7 protein-coding genes and 6 pseudogenes are annotated in these 17,788 nt (G+C 43.4%); 2 read left to right on the forward strand and 11 right to left on the reverse strand.

Annotated elements, in window-relative coordinates; translation table 11 throughout:
- Entirely contained in the window at positions 1-1,110 is a 1,110-nt protein-coding gene (locus N4T56_RS00645; RefSeq protein WP_261731870.1) for a succinylglutamate desuccinylase/aspartoacylase family protein, read from the forward strand.
- Between the two features lie 52 nt (positions 1,111-1,162).
- On the opposite strand, the gene N4T56_RS00650 is transcribed toward N4T56_RS00645, so the two are convergent.
- The 11 genes and pseudogenes from N4T56_RS00650 to N4T56_RS00700 all read right to left on the reverse strand — a co-directional run bounded on the left by N4T56_RS00650 (position 1,163) and on the right by N4T56_RS00700 (position 12,983).
- The gene (locus N4T56_RS00650; RefSeq protein ID WP_261731871.1) at positions 1,163-2,326 is read right to left on the reverse strand and encodes a site-2 protease family protein; all 1,164 of its coding nucleotides are present in this window, start codon (positions 2,324-2,326) and stop codon (positions 1,163-1,165) included.
- A gap of 279 nt (positions 2,327-2,605) precedes the next feature.
- Positions 2,606-2,980, reverse strand: a complete 375-nt coding sequence (locus N4T56_RS00655; protein ID WP_261731872.1) for a DUF4144 domain-containing protein — start codon at positions 2,978-2,980, stop codon at positions 2,606-2,608.
- Positions 2,981-3,017: 37 nt separating this feature from the next.
- Positions 3,018-4,686, reverse strand: a pseudogene (locus N4T56_RS00660) (DUF342 domain-containing protein).
- Positions 4,687-4,818: 132 nt separating this feature from the next.
- Positions 4,819-5,857: pseudogene (locus N4T56_RS00665) on the reverse strand (methyltransferase).
- A gap of 69 nt (positions 5,858-5,926) precedes the next feature.
- Positions 5,927-7,205 (reverse strand): annotated as a pseudogene (locus N4T56_RS00670) (alkaline phosphatase).
- A 106-nt stretch (positions 7,206-7,311) separates the two neighbouring features.
- The gene (gene gshB / locus N4T56_RS00675) at positions 7,312-8,259 is read right to left on the reverse strand and encodes a glutathione synthase (protein WP_261731873.1); all 948 of its coding nucleotides are present in this window, start codon (positions 8,257-8,259) and stop codon (positions 7,312-7,314) included.
- A gap of 37 nt (positions 8,260-8,296) precedes the next feature.
- A pseudogene (gene rsmE, locus N4T56_RS00680) lies at positions 8,297-9,035 on the reverse strand (16S rRNA (uracil(1498)-N(3))-methyltransferase).
- A 50-nt stretch (positions 9,036-9,085) separates the two neighbouring features.
- Positions 9,086-9,787, reverse strand: coding sequence for an endonuclease (locus N4T56_RS00685; protein ID WP_261731874.1), 702 nt, complete (start codon positions 9,785-9,787; stop codon positions 9,086-9,088).
- 207 nt (positions 9,788-9,994) lie between these two features.
- The gene (locus tag N4T56_RS00690) at positions 9,995-10,573 is read right to left on the reverse strand and encodes a SprT family zinc-dependent metalloprotease (protein WP_261731875.1); all 579 of its coding nucleotides are present in this window, start codon (positions 10,571-10,573) and stop codon (positions 9,995-9,997) included.
- A gap of 66 nt (positions 10,574-10,639) precedes the next feature.
- A pseudogene (locus N4T56_RS00695) lies at positions 10,640-11,823 on the reverse strand (hypothetical protein).
- Positions 11,824-12,062: 239 nt separating this feature from the next.
- Entirely contained in the window at positions 12,063-12,983 is a 921-nt protein-coding gene (locus N4T56_RS00700; protein WP_261731876.1) for a LysR family transcriptional regulator, read from the reverse strand.
- Between the two features lie 128 nt (positions 12,984-13,111).
- On the opposite strand from N4T56_RS00700, the pseudogene N4T56_RS00705 reads away from it, so the two are divergent.
- Positions 13,112-17,665: pseudogene (locus N4T56_RS00705) on the forward strand (ATP-binding protein).
- Positions 17,666-17,788: the final 123 nt, after the last annotated feature.

Genomic DNA, 17,788 nt, shown 5'->3' on the forward strand with positions numbered 1-17,788 from the left:
ATGACTAAGGTTATACCGTCAAGTATTCAAGTTGGCGAGCTTGCTACAGGGCAAGCTCTCACCATACCGCTTTATGATATTCAAGGCTCTGATAGCGCGGCACCAAGCGTATATATTCAGGCCAATGTGCATGGTGCTGAAGTGCAAGGTAATGCGGTTATTTATCAATTGATGACCTTGCTCGAAGGCTATGAGGTCCTTGGTGATATTCGCTTTGCTCCTTTGGCTAACCCGTTGGGGATTAATCAAAAAAGTGGCGAGTTTACCTTAGGACGGTTTGATCCGATCACTGGAGTGAATTGGAATCGTGAATACTTTGATCATAAAGTCGATTTAACTGCTTGGTATACCGAGCATCATCACTTAGCGGATGATGCATTATTTCAAGCATACCGAGCAACGTTAATCGACTCGTGTCAGGCAAGGCTTAACCAAGCGTTTGGGGTAACAACTGGTCATCGCCTAGCCATAAGCTTGCAAGCTATGGCGCATCAAGCGGATATCGTACTGGATTTACATACCGAGCCTAAGTCATGTAAGCATTTGTATTGCCCTGAGTATGACATTGATGCTGCCCGTTTTTTCTCTATTCCTTACACTTTGGTTATACCTAATAGCTTTGGTGGCGCAATGGATGAAGCGGCATTTTGTCCCTGGTGGCAATTGACTGATTTTGCGGCAAAGCATGGGCGCGAATTTGCTGTGCCAGTGTCGGCTTTTACACTAGAGTTGGCGAGCCAAGAGCGGATTGATTTAGCTGATGCATTAGTCGATGCAAAAGGCATTTTGGCCTATTTAAGTCACCGAGGTGTGATCCGTGAAAAAGTCGAGCCAGCTGATATGGCGCGCTTTGGTTGTTATTTGAAAGATTATAAAAAGTTTCATGCCCCTAAAGCGGGTTTAATTGAATATTGCGCAGCGGTTGGCCAGCCACTTAATGCCGGTCAACCATTAGTGAATATATTGCGTATGGACTTATATGGTAGTGATGAGGCGCATCAAGTGATTAGTTTGCCAATGGATTGTGTGCCCATTTTACATTTTGCGTCAGCGTCGGTGCATCAAGGCACTGAGCTGTATAAAGTCATGACCAATGTGTTTAGGTTATAGACGAGCGCAAGAAAAAACGCCTGCAATTTAGCAGGCGTTTTTATATTACTGACTAACTGCCTAAAATTTGCAGTGGAATGGCAAGCATGTCGTTCCCTGAGCTGGCAAAGTACCAAATAATCCCCACTAGGCCTGCAACTGTGAGTAGATACCATACGGTTGAGAATATTTGTCCATATCGGTCAAGCGGGAGTAAGTGGCTTTGATGACGACCGCGCCATTCAAAGACGATTTCAACACTACCAATCAGCAGTAAAAAGCCTAATAGAGCAAGGCCTAAACTATAGCTGATAAATACACCTGCAGCAGCCCCTAAAATACAGGCAATAAGGCCAACTAAGCTATTCATTGAAAAGCTGATGCTTTTTAAAATATGACCACCATCGAGTGGTAAAATCGGTAATAAATTAAACAGGTTGAGTAGCGCATTAAAGCTAGCGAGTCCGGCAAAAAAGAGATTACCGGTGATCCAGTAAAGGCCTAAGCTGATGACAGATAAAATCAGTCCAAAAGTCAGTCCCATAATCGAGATATAGACATCTTGCCAACGGGTGTTAATTCGCTCATCGCTTAAGGCTAATCCGCCAACAAACGGGATCAGGTAAATGCCTTTGGTTTTCATGCCAAAGTGTTTCATCGCCCTAATATGGCCGTACTCATGAAACACTAAACAACCAATGAGCGCTAACGCAAACTCTAACGAAAATAGCCATGAGTATGCCGCCACACTGGCACCTGCAAATAATACTTTAACCACTTTGGCGCTTTTAAGAAGCTTAAACCCCAGAGAAGCTAAACCAACAACACTGAGTTTTTGCGTTTTAGCGACAGGAACTTCAGGAGTTTGTTTTTCAATATCCGCTACTGTACGTTGCCCTTGGGTGATCTGTTCATCATCGACAAGTAAGCAGTAGTCGAGCTGAAAAGGTTGCCAGTTGACGTCTATTTCTAAGCGCACTGGGATTGCTTTGGTGTGGGTGGCCATATTCTCATTGGCCATATTCTCATTGAGACGGTCATTGGGAGCATCAACGGGATTAACCGGTTGAGAAAATTGTTGAGTGAGTTCAAACGAGTGAATATGAAAAGCCTGGTCACTCGCACTGGCTGACTTTTGCGAGACGAGTTGGTTGTCCCAATAAAGTTGCTGCCAACCTGCAATAGAGCCTTCTAGTCGCAAACGTTTACCAAGACATTCAATATTTAGTAATTCCATTAAGGATTCTCAGAGCTTATAGACGGTGAGTATGCGGGCATTTTGCCAGACCGCAGTTTGATGCTCAATGGGGCTAAAGAGTTTATTGTCTAATAAACCTCAGCTCTGGATAACAAACGCCTTTCAAGCAGTCCTTTGCCTTCCTCACTGCGTTGAATTAACTAGCTATTGACGCGTTAATTCGCCTTGTTAGCAAAACAAATCACAAGCTTGACAGTGGATTTTAGTCAATCTATTGATTTATATCGTTATCAATACATCTCTTATCCAGAGTTGAGGTTAATAAAGCTGTTCTAACTCAGCAACAGTGGCAATTCCTTGAGCTATTGTGGTGAAAACAATTTTTGCGCTGCAACAATGGCCTTGAAATTGACCGTATTGGCGTACTAAAGACAACATTTGCAATACGTTTATTGATTGAGGTTGTTTAACGAGGTGCGGCAGTTGTGCAACGCTCTTTTCAGCAGAGGTGGTTTCTGCAAGTGGCTTTTCTATGAGGTAGATATCGCCACAGCTGTCTATCAACTGATCTTGAAAACAGACAGCATATTGGTTGGCACAAATAAAGCTTAACCAATCTTGATGGTTGGCCAAATACATAAGCTCATCATCTTGATCAAACTTCAAAATAGCTGGCCAATGTATTTGTTGCATAATGAACAATAGTCTCAGTCGAATGTGTTTTTGTGAATTAACGATTACTGTAATCGTATGATATCTCATGATTGATGTTTTTTACCACACAAGAGCCATGTTCTCGTTGAGTACGATTAAAAGCATTACCTATGTGGATTTCAACGTTGGTGAAAATATGTTTTTCCGCTTTGATGAAGTAATTGTCATAGTAGTTTTCAACTTCGGTGAGTTGTTGAGTATATTCAACTTCCTCTTTAGCTTGCTCGGCCGACATTTGATGCTTTTGATCCAACATCATTTTCACTTGTTCAATCATGCCTGCATCGTTTTGCCACTCTGCTTTTGGCGGCAGTTTACGTAATCTTGCTTCGAGTTCAAGGCCGGCCACGACCATGGCTTTGATGCTGCCATCTAACTCTTTTAGTTGCTGCTTAAATTCGTCTTGATGCATAGCGCAATAGAGTACTGTTTTAGTACTTGCGGTGGCGCCAAAGGCAATGGCTCTTATCCCTTTATTGGCGGTAGCGATGCCGCCGACAATGTCACCACGCCGACATTGGGGATCACAGACGGTAATGAAACCATTGGAGGTTGAATGACTGTGCAGTAATTGCTTGGTGACTAAAATGTCGCCTTGGGCTTCTAAATGTGAGTATTGGACAAATTGAGCGCATATTTGGCCACTGGCTTTAATTTGAGTGCTGAGATCTTGCTCTTTAATTAAACGGCCAATGACGCCTTTACTCACAATCACATCACCCTGGGCTTCAATACTGGCTGATTCGACAAAGCCCATAACGGTCACATCGCCACTGGCTTTCACTTCCATACCTTCATGTACGTCACCGGTAATTAAAATACTGCCTTTGAAGTTGACGTGGCCATAGCGCACGTCAACATCTTTAACTTGTAGCATGTCATCAACTTGCATCCCTTTACGGTTTTCTACAGGCTGCCCAGATAAGGTTGCAATCAGTTTGTTAGGATCTTTAGGATGTATGCTGGTACCTGTTCCTGGCTCCATAGGCTTATCTTTGCCGGGTATTTGCTGCAGTACATCACCATGAACATTAAAACCTGGGGTGCCTATAGTCGCAGGGGTCTTTACCATTAATATATCATTAGGCTTTACCGTAATAAGAGCGCCTAAATTTCGCATGTCTACTGAGCCATCCTCACGTTCTTGAGGTTGCAGTAATCGTTCTCGGGCGAGGGCAACTTTACGGGTTAATATGGCATTTTCGCCATTTACAGCAGGTTTTCCATTAGCAATAATCCCTTCGCAGCTTTCACCTGGAGGCAGTATGGATAAGCGCTGCATTAACGCCATGATCCTTGGTTTGCTTAGGCCCATTTTGATTTTTTTGCTTTTTAGTGTCGTCAGAATATCAGGTAGGCTGACGTCTTTACCGCCCCAAGCAGAGGTGATTGTCATGCTAGCCTGCATTTTATCTTCACTGACGTCGATAATGACCGACCCATCCTTACGTTCAGCAATGACAAAAAAAGTTCATGGTCACCCATTTTTTGGCCACAAAGTGTATTAATTTCAGTAGCGGCTTTATTAATACCGGGAGAGATGGGGCATAGCATGACAAAATCGGGCTGGCTCAGTATCGTAGTGATATCTTCAACTGTCACCGGCTACCATGTGTATTGGGAATCACACGTAATTCTACTTTGGTTTTATCTGCACTTAATGTGGCTACTGAGGGCTCTAACATAACATCCTTTGTTTTTATTCAGCTCAATTAAAGAAAGCATAGAGTAACAATCGTAATAAAGAAAAAATGTGAGTCACTTAGCTTTCATCAATTTAGCTGATATCGAAATCCATTTCCAGCTACATACACTTATTAGGCTTGGTGTAAATACAACTTATATCTGTTATTTTCTGCTTGGACATTCACTTTGCCGAAATAAGCTGCAATGGTGTCAGCGTAAGGTAAATGTCTGTTAGCGACAATTTGCCATATGCCTTTAGCGGCTAAACTCGACGCACTGTGTTTAACAAACTGGGTTGCGATGTCTGTGGTGCTCGTTAACCCATCGTGAAATGGCGGGTTAGACATGATAGCGTTGAATTGGCCAGTGATTTGGTTAAAGCCATCTGATGGATATATTTTTGCTTGCATGTTGTTGGCGGCAAGCGTCAGCTGGCAAGAAGCAAGTAGCCATTGCATTAATGTCAATGCATTCAATATTGAGTTGTGGATTAGATTTAAGTAGTGCAGCGCTTATGACTCCTGCACCACAGCCAAAATCGAGCACGCGACCTTGGAGGTTATCGGGTAAATGTGACAACAATAATTCAGTGCCTTGATCGAGTCTTTTTTCACTAAATACACCCACTAAGTTACAGATTTGCAGTTGCCCTTGTGGGGTGTCTAGCGTGTATTGGCTTAGCCAGTCGGTCAGTGATAATGGTGGTGCAGCTTGTGTTAAGTAACTTGTAAATAACAAGCAATGGCGTGCGTTATCTTGTTTAATTGGCGCAGAAAAATACGCTGGCATGAGTTTAGCAATAGACTTAACCCCACCTTTGTTTTCGCCTATTACAACGAGCAACCCATCGATTGCCATATGTTGAGCCGCTAATTGCAACAAGTAGCCCATAAGCGGCTTAGCTTTAGGAAAATAGATAATCACACTGTCGTATTTTTCGTTGGCTAAGTTATCTGGTAATTGATGACCAAAGTAGCACTCTAATGTGTTGTTGGCATAAGGCGACAAGGTTTGATGATGGTTAAAATCAAAGGCTAATGCGGTAACATGGCTTGCTGATTCTAGGCATTGGCTAGCAAATGTATCGGCTTCATAATTGAGGATTAGCACTTTTTGCTGTTGAAAAAGCTCGCTATTTCTAATTAATGCTAGAGAAGGATTTGTTAGCACAGGGGTTACTCACGGTAAAGATAAATGAATAACAGCCCGTTGCTATAGGCAAAAGGCTGTTTCGAGTAGTTACTGTTTTACGGCTGATAAAGGCAATAAACTTATTACTTTGTTGGCGATGTCGATATTGTCTTGGTGACCGCTAAATAACCTTGCCCCCGATCAGATGAAAACACCTGAACGTCTACCGCAGTATGACCGCCGCTGATCCAGCCGGTGTTAGAGTGCACATCAATTAATTTACGCAGTGCAATAGTTAATGGCTCATTACCTTGCATACGCGCATTGTCTAATAATGTGTATTCAGCCGCGGTTGGCGTAAAACCAATGTGTGCGGCAATAACGTCTTGCCAATTGTTGTCTGCAACAGCGCGCGTAGCAATTTCATCTGGGCTGGCTTTGACTTTATGCAGCACTGCGGGGTTCCACTCATATTTGTCGTTTGCCCCAACAGACAATCCGCCAGTATTATGATCGGCAGTGATAACGACCAGAGTGTCTTTGCTTTGGCGAACAAATTGTTCAACCACTTCAATGGCAGCAGCAAACTCGTCCATTTCACCCATTGCGGTGGCAATGTCGTTACTGTGGCCGACCCAGTCAATTAAACTTCCTTCAACTAATAGTACAAAACCTTGTTGATTTTTCGACAGCAAGTCGATGGCTTTTTGTGTCATCTTGCTGAGTTTGTGACTTTGATTGTCGTTAATGGCTACCAAGGCAATTGTACATCGGCAAAGAGGCCTAATACCTTAGGAGTGCTTATTGCATCAAGCTGCGAAAACTCGTCAATGTGCTGATAGCCTTTGGCAGTAAATTGAGCCAATAATGAGTCAGAGAAATATTGTTGTCCGCCGCCTAAAATGACATCGGCGTCAGAGTCTAAATAGGACTCTGCAATGTCGATGTAGTTTCTACGGCTTTCGTTATGAGCCAAAAATGCCGCAGGGGTAGCATGGTTAACCTGTGAGGTCACTGCAACTCCGGTTGCTAACCCTAATGTTTTGGCTTTTTCCATTAACGTTGGCAGCGAACGTTTTTCAGTATCGACAGAAATGGCACCGTTGTAACTTTTGAACCCGGTAGCGAGCGCGGTAGCTGCCGCAGCTGAGTCGGTTACATAGCCACTGACGGATGCCGGATAAGTACTAGACATACCAACCAGTAAGCGATCAAAGACAGTTTGTTCTATCTCTTCGGTTTCAGGGTTATCTTTATAATAGCGGTACGCAGTAGTGTAAGCAGGCCCCATGCCATCACCAATCATAATAATGATGTTTTTAGGTCTGGCGGGCGCAGCAGTTGGTACGTTGCTATTAGCCGATCCAGTTACTGCCGGAGTAATCATGACATCATTTGCTGTTACACTTGCCACGCTAAGGCAAGGTAATAGCAATAAACAGCTTAATGAGCGTTTACATGTCGCTAAAAAATTCATAATGAACCCTAACTGGTTAAGCGTTAATACGTGCTTCAATCGCATCCATCAACATACCTGTGATGTTGACATCAAACGCAGCTTCAATTTCTTTAATGCATGTTGGACTAGTGACATTAATTTCAGTCAGTTTGTCGCCAATAACGTCTAAACCGACAAAAATTAAGCCACGTTTTTTGAGCTCAGGACCAATTGTGCGGGCTATTTTCCAATCGCTTTCAGAAAGCGGTTGGGCTAAGCCACTGCCGCCTGCGGCTAAGTTACCACGAGTTTCGCCTTTCATTGGAATACGTGCCAAAGCGAAAGGGACTGGTTCGCCATCAACCACAAGGATACGTTTGTCGCCTTGAGTGATCTCAGGAATAAACGCTTGTGCCATGGCGTATTGCTGACCATAACTGGTCAATGTTTCAATAATAACACCCACGTTTGGATCGTCTTTTTTCACTCTAAAAATAGAGGTGCCACCCATGCCGTCTAATGGCTTTAGGATGATATCTTGCTTTAATTGGTGGAATGCACGAATACGTTTAGCATCACGAGTCACAATGGTTTCTGGGGTAAATTCAGAAAACCATGCTGTGAACAGTTTTTCGTTAGCATCACGTAAACTTTGTGGTTTGTTAACGATTAATACGCCTTCTTCTTCGGCGCGCTCTAGCATATAAGTTGCGTAAATAAACTCAGTATCAAATGGTGGGTCTTTACGCATTAATATGACATCAAGGTCGGCTAATGGCGTGTCTTCGGCTTCGCCTAGGGTAAACCACTCATTAGCATCTTGCTTAACGGTTAACGGACGCATGTTTGCCATGGCTTTGCCATTGACCATTGCCAGATCGTGCATTTCCATATAAAACAACTGATAACCACGAGCCTGCGCCGCTAATAACATCGCAAAGCTGGAATCTTTTTTAATGTTAATGTCGCTGATTGGATCCATTACAATGCCGAGCTTAATCATGGATACTTCCTTTATATTAGGGGGAATAGCGGTTGAGTTAACCGATATCGCCAAATTTAACTTGTAGTGCGGTAATCGCGGTTAGCGATGCCGTTTCGGTGCGCAGCACGCGAGGCCTAACAATATATCGGTAAAATGGTGGTTTTCGGTCATGGCAATCTCTTCATCTGACAAACCACCTTCAGGCCAATTAGCAGTCTCACTTTGTGATTTCCCGTATCTAATTGCAAGCCATTTATACCGTGTGATGCGCGCGGATGTAAATTGAGCTTAACCGCATTGGTTTGTTCTTCACACCATTGCGCGAGCGTCATTGCTGGGCGCACAACTGGGACTATGCTGCGACCTGACTGCTCACAGGCGCTGATAACAATCTTTTGCCATTGCTGCAGTTTTTTCTCTAGGCGTTCACCGTTCAGTTTAACGCCACAGCGGTCAGAAAAAAGCGGGGTAATGGTGGTCACCCCTAGCTCTACTGATTTTTGCACCGTAAACTCCATGCGATCGCCACGCGAAATTACTTGGCCTAGGTGTAAATCAAGTGGTGACTCACTGTTATTGGCTTCACAGTTTAAGACCGTGACAGTGATGGATTTCTTACCTGCATCGATAATTTCGGCTAAATAATCATTGCCGTCGCCGTTAAATAAGCTGATGTGGTCGCCATTGCCCATACGCAATACTCGGCCAATGTGCGCGACGCCGTCATCATTTAACGTAACGGTTTGCCCTTGCTGTAGGTTGTCTATGGGCTGGTAAATGCGTGGAACTCTCATCAGTGGTGACCTTTTATCATTTGTGGCTCAAGTCAGTATGGGTTATTCAATTAATGGAACAAACCGTTATTTTGGCATTGTTTGAGTACAAAATCATTATGATTGCCTTGGCGAGAAGCGATTAAACTATCACGTTGGCATTCTGTTACTGTTACTGGGAACATTTTGTCCCAAGCGACAAATAGTTTTTGCTGACTGCTACTGATTTGTAATCCATATATTTGTTGCATATAAAAATATGTTCGGGCGATTTGGCCGCGAGCTCGCGCTGGCGGTTGTACCTTACGACCTTTAAAATCAACTATCATTTCACATTGACCATATTGACTCGCTTTTCCATTCCAATCACTAAAGCGATAATTACTGCGATCGCCGTTTACCTCACCGATTGCTGGCACTAAATTGTGTAGGTCAGCTTCCATCTTTTTAAACTGATCATTGTTTTTACCACAATTTTTACGGCCGCCGTCTTGCCAGCATTGTAATTGATGGCCAAATTCCCATGCGGGTACCACGTGTTCCCATTCAATTCTATTCGCGCGGATTATCTGTTTGCGAACACCATAGCCACACGTTGGATGGTCGGCTTGCCAAAGCTTGCCACTAATGGCGATATCACAACCACAATAAAAGGTGCTTAAAGGAAGATTTTGCTGGTAGATGTCTTTCGCAATGGTTTTTGCTTTGCGAAAACTACTCGGGTGCTCTGCAGCCTGAACGGTAGTTAAAAAAATGCCGCACAAAAGCGACACCCAAAAAAGCCATGAGTGATAGTAAGATAAGCGCAAAATAAACCCTAAAAATAAACTAAAAATCGTCAGGACTGGTGTTCTTTTGTATCTCGCTAGAAACAAAAGCAGGCTCTTATTGCGGAGTTAATCCGTCATTTTGCGCTGATGTTAAGGCATAGGGTGCGATGACGCAATTGATAAAATGTTACGCGTTGATGGCGCTAAGTGTTATTGCACCGCTTGAAGTGTTTGTTGACAGCGGCGACAGCGATACTGAGTTTGACCACGCACCACTCGATTATGCCGTCTAATAGAAAGTGTGGTGTTGCCACAGCCACAAAAATAGTCAAATTGTTGCCCGCTTACCGATTGAATATTTAGTTGATGGGTGGTTTTGGGTGCCACGTTAAAAGTAGACACCATAATGCTTTGCCATTCTTTGCCATGGGGTTTTACTCGGCCAAACAGCTGGTAACACAGTAAGTGGCTTATTTCGTGTGGCACCACCTCAGCCAAAAACACTTGTGGGTTTTCTGCTAATAATACTGGGTTAAAGCGTAAGCGGTTGGTTTGTAAATGGGCGGTGCCGGCACTTTTTCCGCGTAAACTAAATTGCACTACAGGGCGTGGAAACGGGCGACTAAAATGACGTTCAGCATGCTGGTAATCGCTTTCGACTTTGTTGAGTATTTGCTGTTGCAAAGCTGATTTGGCCGGGCAGGATGTTAATGCCGCTTTGGCGCTTGCTTTAGGTTTGCCCAACGCGGCTTGTTTGGGTGAGGTAAAATTAAATAGATTCTTTAGCATGGCTTCATTCTTGGCTTGAGTAGCGTTGGCTACTCAAGCGCTGGGTTAGCAATTGAGGTTATGCCATTACAAGCTCGTCGCGGCGGCAGCAATCATGGCCTTAATTTGCTCAACAATGTCTGATTCAACTTGCGCATCATAACCTTTTATTCGCGGAGTATGAATGTGCCCTACTGGCAAAGTTAAATTAAATTGGTCGCGCAATAAAATGCTGCGATAGGAAATTTCATTCGACAAGTAACCGCCGCCAGAACCTTCGACTGAGGTTTCATTTTGCAACTCGGCTAATGACGATGCTAAAAATTGCCCGCGTGAAAGGGTTCTAACCTGGTGGTTGTCATTCACTGTCCAATGGCCTTTAACGGCTTGCATTAATTCAACCGGCAATGAGAATTCAACAAATTCAGGGCCATTCAACTTGCCGTCGCTCGAGGTACCACTGGTAAATAGTGGCGCTTTAGGGTGGCTAAAATTGGCACCTGTTAATACATTTAAATTATCGGGAGCATCGGCACTACGATTGCGAGCAGGAAAGCGTTCAATATCAAAGTTTTCACGCCCCATGCTTACTGTAAATACCATGTCTAAGCTATTTTCTCGATAAAACGGTGTGAGTAATGATTCAATAATTCCGTTGTCGAAATCGCTAAAACGAACGGGGATCATCACAGTTTCAATTTGGGCTGTTTTACCCTTTACTGTAAAGCGGTAACCATCTAAGGCCAATGCCGCTAATCCCGAAGGGTTGCTCTGGCCAATATTACGGTCTAAAAAAACGGATCAAAACCGGTAAGTAGAATATTAATCTGAGAGTTTGCATCAAACTCGATGTCACTAAAACCACGTGATGATTTTTCTACGGTTTTGACTAAGATTTCGCGTTGCCAATCGGCAATATTAAATCCTACTTTATCTTGCTTAAGTGTGTTGCGCATACTTAAGCGACTCCAATACAGCGAGCGGTCGTCATGATAACCAGATTGCACATCTCTTACTGCTTGCTGCCATAAGCGGTGGCCTTGTTGCGCCGCCATTTCGGTTACCGACAATTCATCCGTTGAACTCTGCAGTTTAACTTCGAGCGTGTCGTTAATTGCTTGGTAGCGATTAACTACTTGCGGCAGGGTTTGGCCTGCTTTTGATACGCGCATTTCTTCGATATTTTTCGGCAGTTGTCCAGAAATGACAGAATTAGAAAAAGTGAGCAATGCCAATGAACTTAACACAACTAAAGTGTTGCACTTAATCATCATGGTTCCTTAAGGTCCTCAGGTGACCTTTTATGGTTATGTTTACAATCTTTAAGGGTATAAGTGACAGTTATATCACAGTTATAGCAGCGACTTAACTGTTCATTAGTGGATAAATGTTATCGCGTAGTTCATTTTGTAGCGGTGTAAAACCTAACGTTTTATCGTGATTGAATCGTTATACTGTATGCGATTTAAGCATTGGTTTTTTATAACCAATATGCCAATAGGGCAAACAATCAATTTGATTGCCCCATCATCGAATGCAAAGATTCTTGGCTGGTGTATCGTTTAGTGAAAAAGTCTAAAAAGGCACTGATGTTACTGGCGAGCTGGCGCCGACTTGAATACACCCCGTACACTTTAAATGATTCCATTGGCCAGTCTTGTAAAATGGGCACTAAGCTGCCTGCCGCTAATTCTTGTTTGCAACTCGTGTTCGATAACATCGCAATGCCAAAGTCATCTATTGCTAGGCGCTTAACCATGCTAGCACTGTTAACTCGTACTTTACGTTTGAAGGTGGCCATCATTTTTCGGTTACCTTTACCCAATGGCCAAATTGGGGCTGATAACGTGGTACCTAATAATATGCCATTATGTTGGGCAAGTTCTTGCGGCGTTGCTGGGCTGTTATATTTTTTGATGTAACCCGGGCTGGCCACTAAAATAGGTTGGCGTTCAAATAATAATCTGGCAACTAAATCGGATGACTGTAATGCACCATATTTAATCGCTATGTCGTAACCTTCACCCACTAAGCCGACATCGTTATCGGTAAACTGAATGTCGAGTTCAATGTTAGGGTAAAGTCGCATAAAGCTTGAGCATAAATGGCCAATCACATCTTGCGAAAATGACACAGGTATAGCAATGCGTAATGAGCCTGAAATGTCAGTATGGGTATTCTCTATAATCGCTTTGGCGGCTTCAATTTCGTGACTAATGGAATCGCAATGTTGATAAAACAGTGCGCCAACTTGCGTTAGACTCAAATTTCGGGTGTCGCGTTGTAATAAACGCACCCCGAGTTGCTCCTCTAACTGGGCAACTTTACGACTTATTGTTGATTTAGGTTGTCCGATGTCTCGTGCAGCTTGGGAGAATCCTTTGGCTCTTACAACCGCTGCAAACAGCATCATACCGTTCAAATCGGGCATTTTAGTCTCACTGTCTCATTAATGGAACAAAGCGTCCAAGGTAGTTTATATGGTAATTTGCCTACTAACAAAGTTATATTTACGAGCTATAAAAAATTTCAGAGGCTATATAAGCAGAGGATCTAAGGATGACCAGCAAAAAGCAGCCCGCTAACAAGACTCAAGCACTATCGGCTGACCCACTTTTCTTACAAGCTGAACACTTGGCTAAAGACTTTTCGTTATTTCCTGCTCATAACAAGCAGAGTTTATCTGAAGAAGTGAAAGGACTATTAAATGAAGACGCAATACAAGCTAATTTAAAAAGCTTAGCGTCTTTAGATGTTGACGGTTACGTGACTAAAGTCATTCAACCAACACTGGATAAAAACCGCCCAGGTGCGAAGCGTATGATCGCTGACTTGAAAGGCAAAATTATTGCCGAAAGTCATGCGGCCCGTTTTATCGTGCAGAGGTGGAGCTTAATTTTGGTACGCGTACCCGTCGTATCGGGTTTATTGCTCAAGAGCGTACAACCGCCAATGGCGCGTGGATGCCTGAGCATCACCTCGCTGCGTGTAAAGCGATACGTCACTTTGCTCAGCTGTCTATGCCTATTGTGTACTTAATTGATACACCAGGTGCAGATGCTGGTGAGGTCGCTAACAGCCAAAACCAAGCACACACCATTTCAAAAGCGATTGCAGAAAGTGCCAATGTTGATGTTCCTACTGTCGGTATTGTGATTGGTGCAGGTTATTCTGGTGGTGCGATTCCATTAGCTGCAGCTAACATTTTATTGTCGGTTCGTGATGGTATTTTCAACACGATTCAGCCGCAAGGTCTACAAAGCATTGCGCGCAAGTACAACTTGTCGTGGCAAGAGTGTGCTAAGTCTGTAGGTGTATCGCCAGAAGAGTTATATACCTCTGGTTGTATTGACGGTATTGTCGACTTCTCCCCGTCTGATAAAGATGAGCGTCAGCATAATTTGCGCCGCGCCATTATTAGCTCAATTGAAGCAGTAGAGCGCGCAGCAATCAACTTCGTGCGCGACTCTAGTGATTTAAAAGAGCATTATGACCGCAGCTTACAGCGTTTTTTAACGCCGTCTAAAAACCTACTAACGCTAGAAAATAATACTCGTTTATCGGTCGCCAGCGACCCGACCATGTACCACAATATTTTTGGTAGTGCGTATCGTTATTTGCGTTACCTAACGCTGCGTAGTCGTATTCAATCGATCTCGCTAGAGCAGTATGGCCGTTTATCGAAAGTGAGCGTACCAGAAGGTGACTTGCTAGAGCGTATTAAGCAAGAGCAAGAACGTGTATTCCAAGCTTGGTTAACAAACCCAGACAAATTGGTTTACGACGAAGAGCTTAACAAGCTTTGGACCACTTTTAGTGCCAAGCGTGGTGAGATTTCGACTGAACGTAACATGATTACGCGTTTTATTTTGGGTGAACCAAAAGAGAACTACAAAAAAGCGCGTAAAGCGCTGTTGTTTAACATTGGTTGGTCTTTGTATCACCGTTGGAAGAGTAACGCAGCAAACAACTTTAACGGCTTAATTAAATATTTAGAGTCATTACCAAAGTCGACAACTCAAGCGCCATGGCCTGAGCTAAACCAACTGACAGTACTTGATATTGTGGTTAATGACGAACTGCGTGAAGACTTTATTTGGCAATGCCATAACGTGCTTATTTTTAACGCGTTATATGACAACGTAGTGGGTAGCCTTGCGTCGATTTCGAAAGAAGCAATGATGTCTAAAAGCTTGTCACGCGAATCTGTCGATAAGCTGTTACACAAGTCTATCGACCATGCACTATCAACGAACGACAAAGCTAACGATAAAAATAAGTTCTATAAGTGGCTTAAATACTTTATGGACCAATCTAACCGTGCTGAACTATTAACACGGGTAGAGCAGTGGAAGAGCGTTGGTTTTCCACAGTTAAACGATTCATTATTCGTTATTTTGACTTACTTCTTTGAGCGTTTGTTGCCTGAGTATTTTGACAGTGAAGAAGATCACGACAAATACACCGGCACAATTAACCCTGTGCGTATTGGTCGTCGTAAGGATTTCTGGAACCGCTTGACCATGGGTTACCAAGACTTACTGATTCAAAAAGTACTTCGCGAAGAGAAAAAGCAAGGCAAGATGGGGTGGGAAAATATCATCAAACAGTTCTTTACTAAGTTTGATGAAGTTGATGCCGACAAAATGTCAGCTAACTTGCTTAACTTCCCGGGTTTCCGTTTATCAATTGAAGATGCCATTGATAAAAAGATCCGTCCTTGTGGTTTGATTACTGGCTTAGCTGATTTTGACAACAATGGCACTAAGCTGCGCGTGGGTGTGGCGGTTTCAAATACTGCATTCCAAGCCGGTGCATTTGATATGGCCAGTGCTGAGAAATTCAGCGCGTTATTAATTGAATGTGCGAAGCGTAAGTTACCGGTTATTTGCTTTATCAGCTCGGGTGGTATGCAGACTAAAGAAGGTGCTGCGGCGCTATTCTCAATGGCTGTAGTTAACGACCGCATTACGCGTTTTATTCGTGATAACGAATTGCCTGTATTGATGTTTGGTTTTGGTGACTGTACCGGTGGTGCGCAGGCGAGTTTTGTGACTCACCCATTAGTGCAAACCTATTACTTGTCTGGCACTAATATGCCGTTCGCAGGCCAAATGGTGGTACCGGCTTATTTACCGTCAACAGCAACGCTATCTAACTACTTGTCTAAAGTACCGGGTGCGATGACTGCATTGGTGCATAATCCATTCTGCGAAACACTAGATACACAGCTATCTGGAATTGATCCGTTAATGCCGCTACCTTCGGTTAACATTGAAGAGGTGATCAGCAAAGCATTATCTTCACTTGTGCCAGAAGTGGTAGAAGTAGAAGAAGAGATTGTGCAAGACGACCCACGTGCATTGATGAAGCCAATCGACAAGGTATTAGTGCATGCGCGTGGTTGTACTGCGGTTAAATTGATCCGTAAAGCGCATGATAACAATATCAATGTGGTATTAGTGGCGTCAGATCCTGATATGACCTCTGTACCAGCAGACATGCTGAAAGAAAACGATAAACTGGTTTGTATTGGTGGTAATACATCAGATGAAAGTTACCTTAATGCTTATTCTGTATTAAAAGTCGCAGAGTATGAAGATGTAGATGCATTACACCCAGGAATTGGATTCTTATCTGAAAGCCCACAGTTTGCTGCATTATGTGTTAACAACGGTGTTAACTTCGTTGCACTCAAGTGTGCACTCAATGACAACCATGGGTAACAAGTCTAACGCTATCCATACATCACAGGCGCACAACGTGCCAGTAGTGCCAGGTAGCCACGGTATTTTGACCAACGCAGAACAAGCGGTGAATGTGGCGTCTGAAATTGGCTATCCAGTTCTGCTTAAAGCGGTACAAGGTGGAGGCGGTAAAGGTATTCAGGTGGTTAAACGCTCTGAAGACATGATTGGTTTATTCCAAAAAACCGCAACAGAAGCCGCGGCTGCATTTGGTAATGGTGACTTGTATTTAGAGAAATACGTTACCTCATTACGCCACATTGAAGTGCAGTTGCTGCGTGACAAGTTTGGCAATACTAAAGTACTGGGTATTCGTGACTGTTCTGTACAACGTAACAACCAGAAAGTGATTGAAGAGTCTGGTTCTACAATGCTACCTGGAGAGCTTAAGCAACGCGTGATGGAATACACTCGTGCCTTAGGTGATGCGACCGATTACATGGGCGCGGGTACTGTTGAGTTTATTTATAACCTTGATGCTAATGAAGTGTACTTCATGGAAATGAACACGCGCCTTCAGGTCGAGCATCCTGTGACCGAAGCCACCTCTGGTATTGATATTGTGAGTGCACAGTTTGATATTGCCGCTGGTCGTTCAATTGAGAAACTCGAACCGGTTGAGCAAGGGTATGCGATGGAAGTGCGTGTTACTGCCGAAAAAGCAGCCCTTGATAGCCAAGGTATTCTGCAGTTGATCCCTAATCCAGGTAAGATTACAGAATGTGTTCTACCACAACGTGACGATGTAGAAATCATCTCGATTGCTGAAGCCGGTAAAGAAGTGTCGCCATATTACGACAGCTTAATTGCCCAAATCATCATTCGTGGTAAAGACCGTGCCGATGTCGTAGCTAAAATGTACGCTTACTTAGATAGCGTAGTGATTAAAGGTATTGCGACTAACATACCGTTGTTAAAGCTGATCCTTAAAGATCCTACTTTCAATGAAGGTGTGTATGACACGAACTACTTGCCACGTTTAATGGCTGAGTTAGATATTCCAGCATTGATTGCTGAAATGGAAGCTGCTGCAGAAGCAATGCCTGTGGATACTGAATCTTTACGTGTTGGCGAAAGTAACGAGCTTAAAGTCTTGGCACAAGGTGCAGGCATTTTCTATACCTCTCCAGCGCCAGGTGAAGCAGACTTCGTTAAAGAGGGCGATATTGTCACTGTAGAGCAAAATTTAGCGCTAATGGAAGCGATGAAGATGTTCTCTCAGGTGACGTTAGCTGGCTTTAATCGTCAAAGCGGTGTGTTATATCCTGAAGATCAAAAGTATCGTATTGAGCGAATTCTCAATAGCAATGGTCAACAAGTCTCGCAAGGTGACTTACTGTTTGTGATATCGCCTGTAGAGGCTTAACTCGCACTCGTGATTGTTGAATAAAGTACCCGCCCAATGGCGGGTATTTTTTTGTCATACTTTTGGTTGTTTATACTACACTTCACTCAATACAAACTGATTTTGAAATGTCATTGGGTGCCC

The organism is Shewanella phaeophyticola, assembly GCF_025398315.1.
GTDB lineage: Bacteria > Pseudomonadota > Gammaproteobacteria > Enterobacterales > Shewanellaceae > Shewanella > Shewanella phaeophyticola.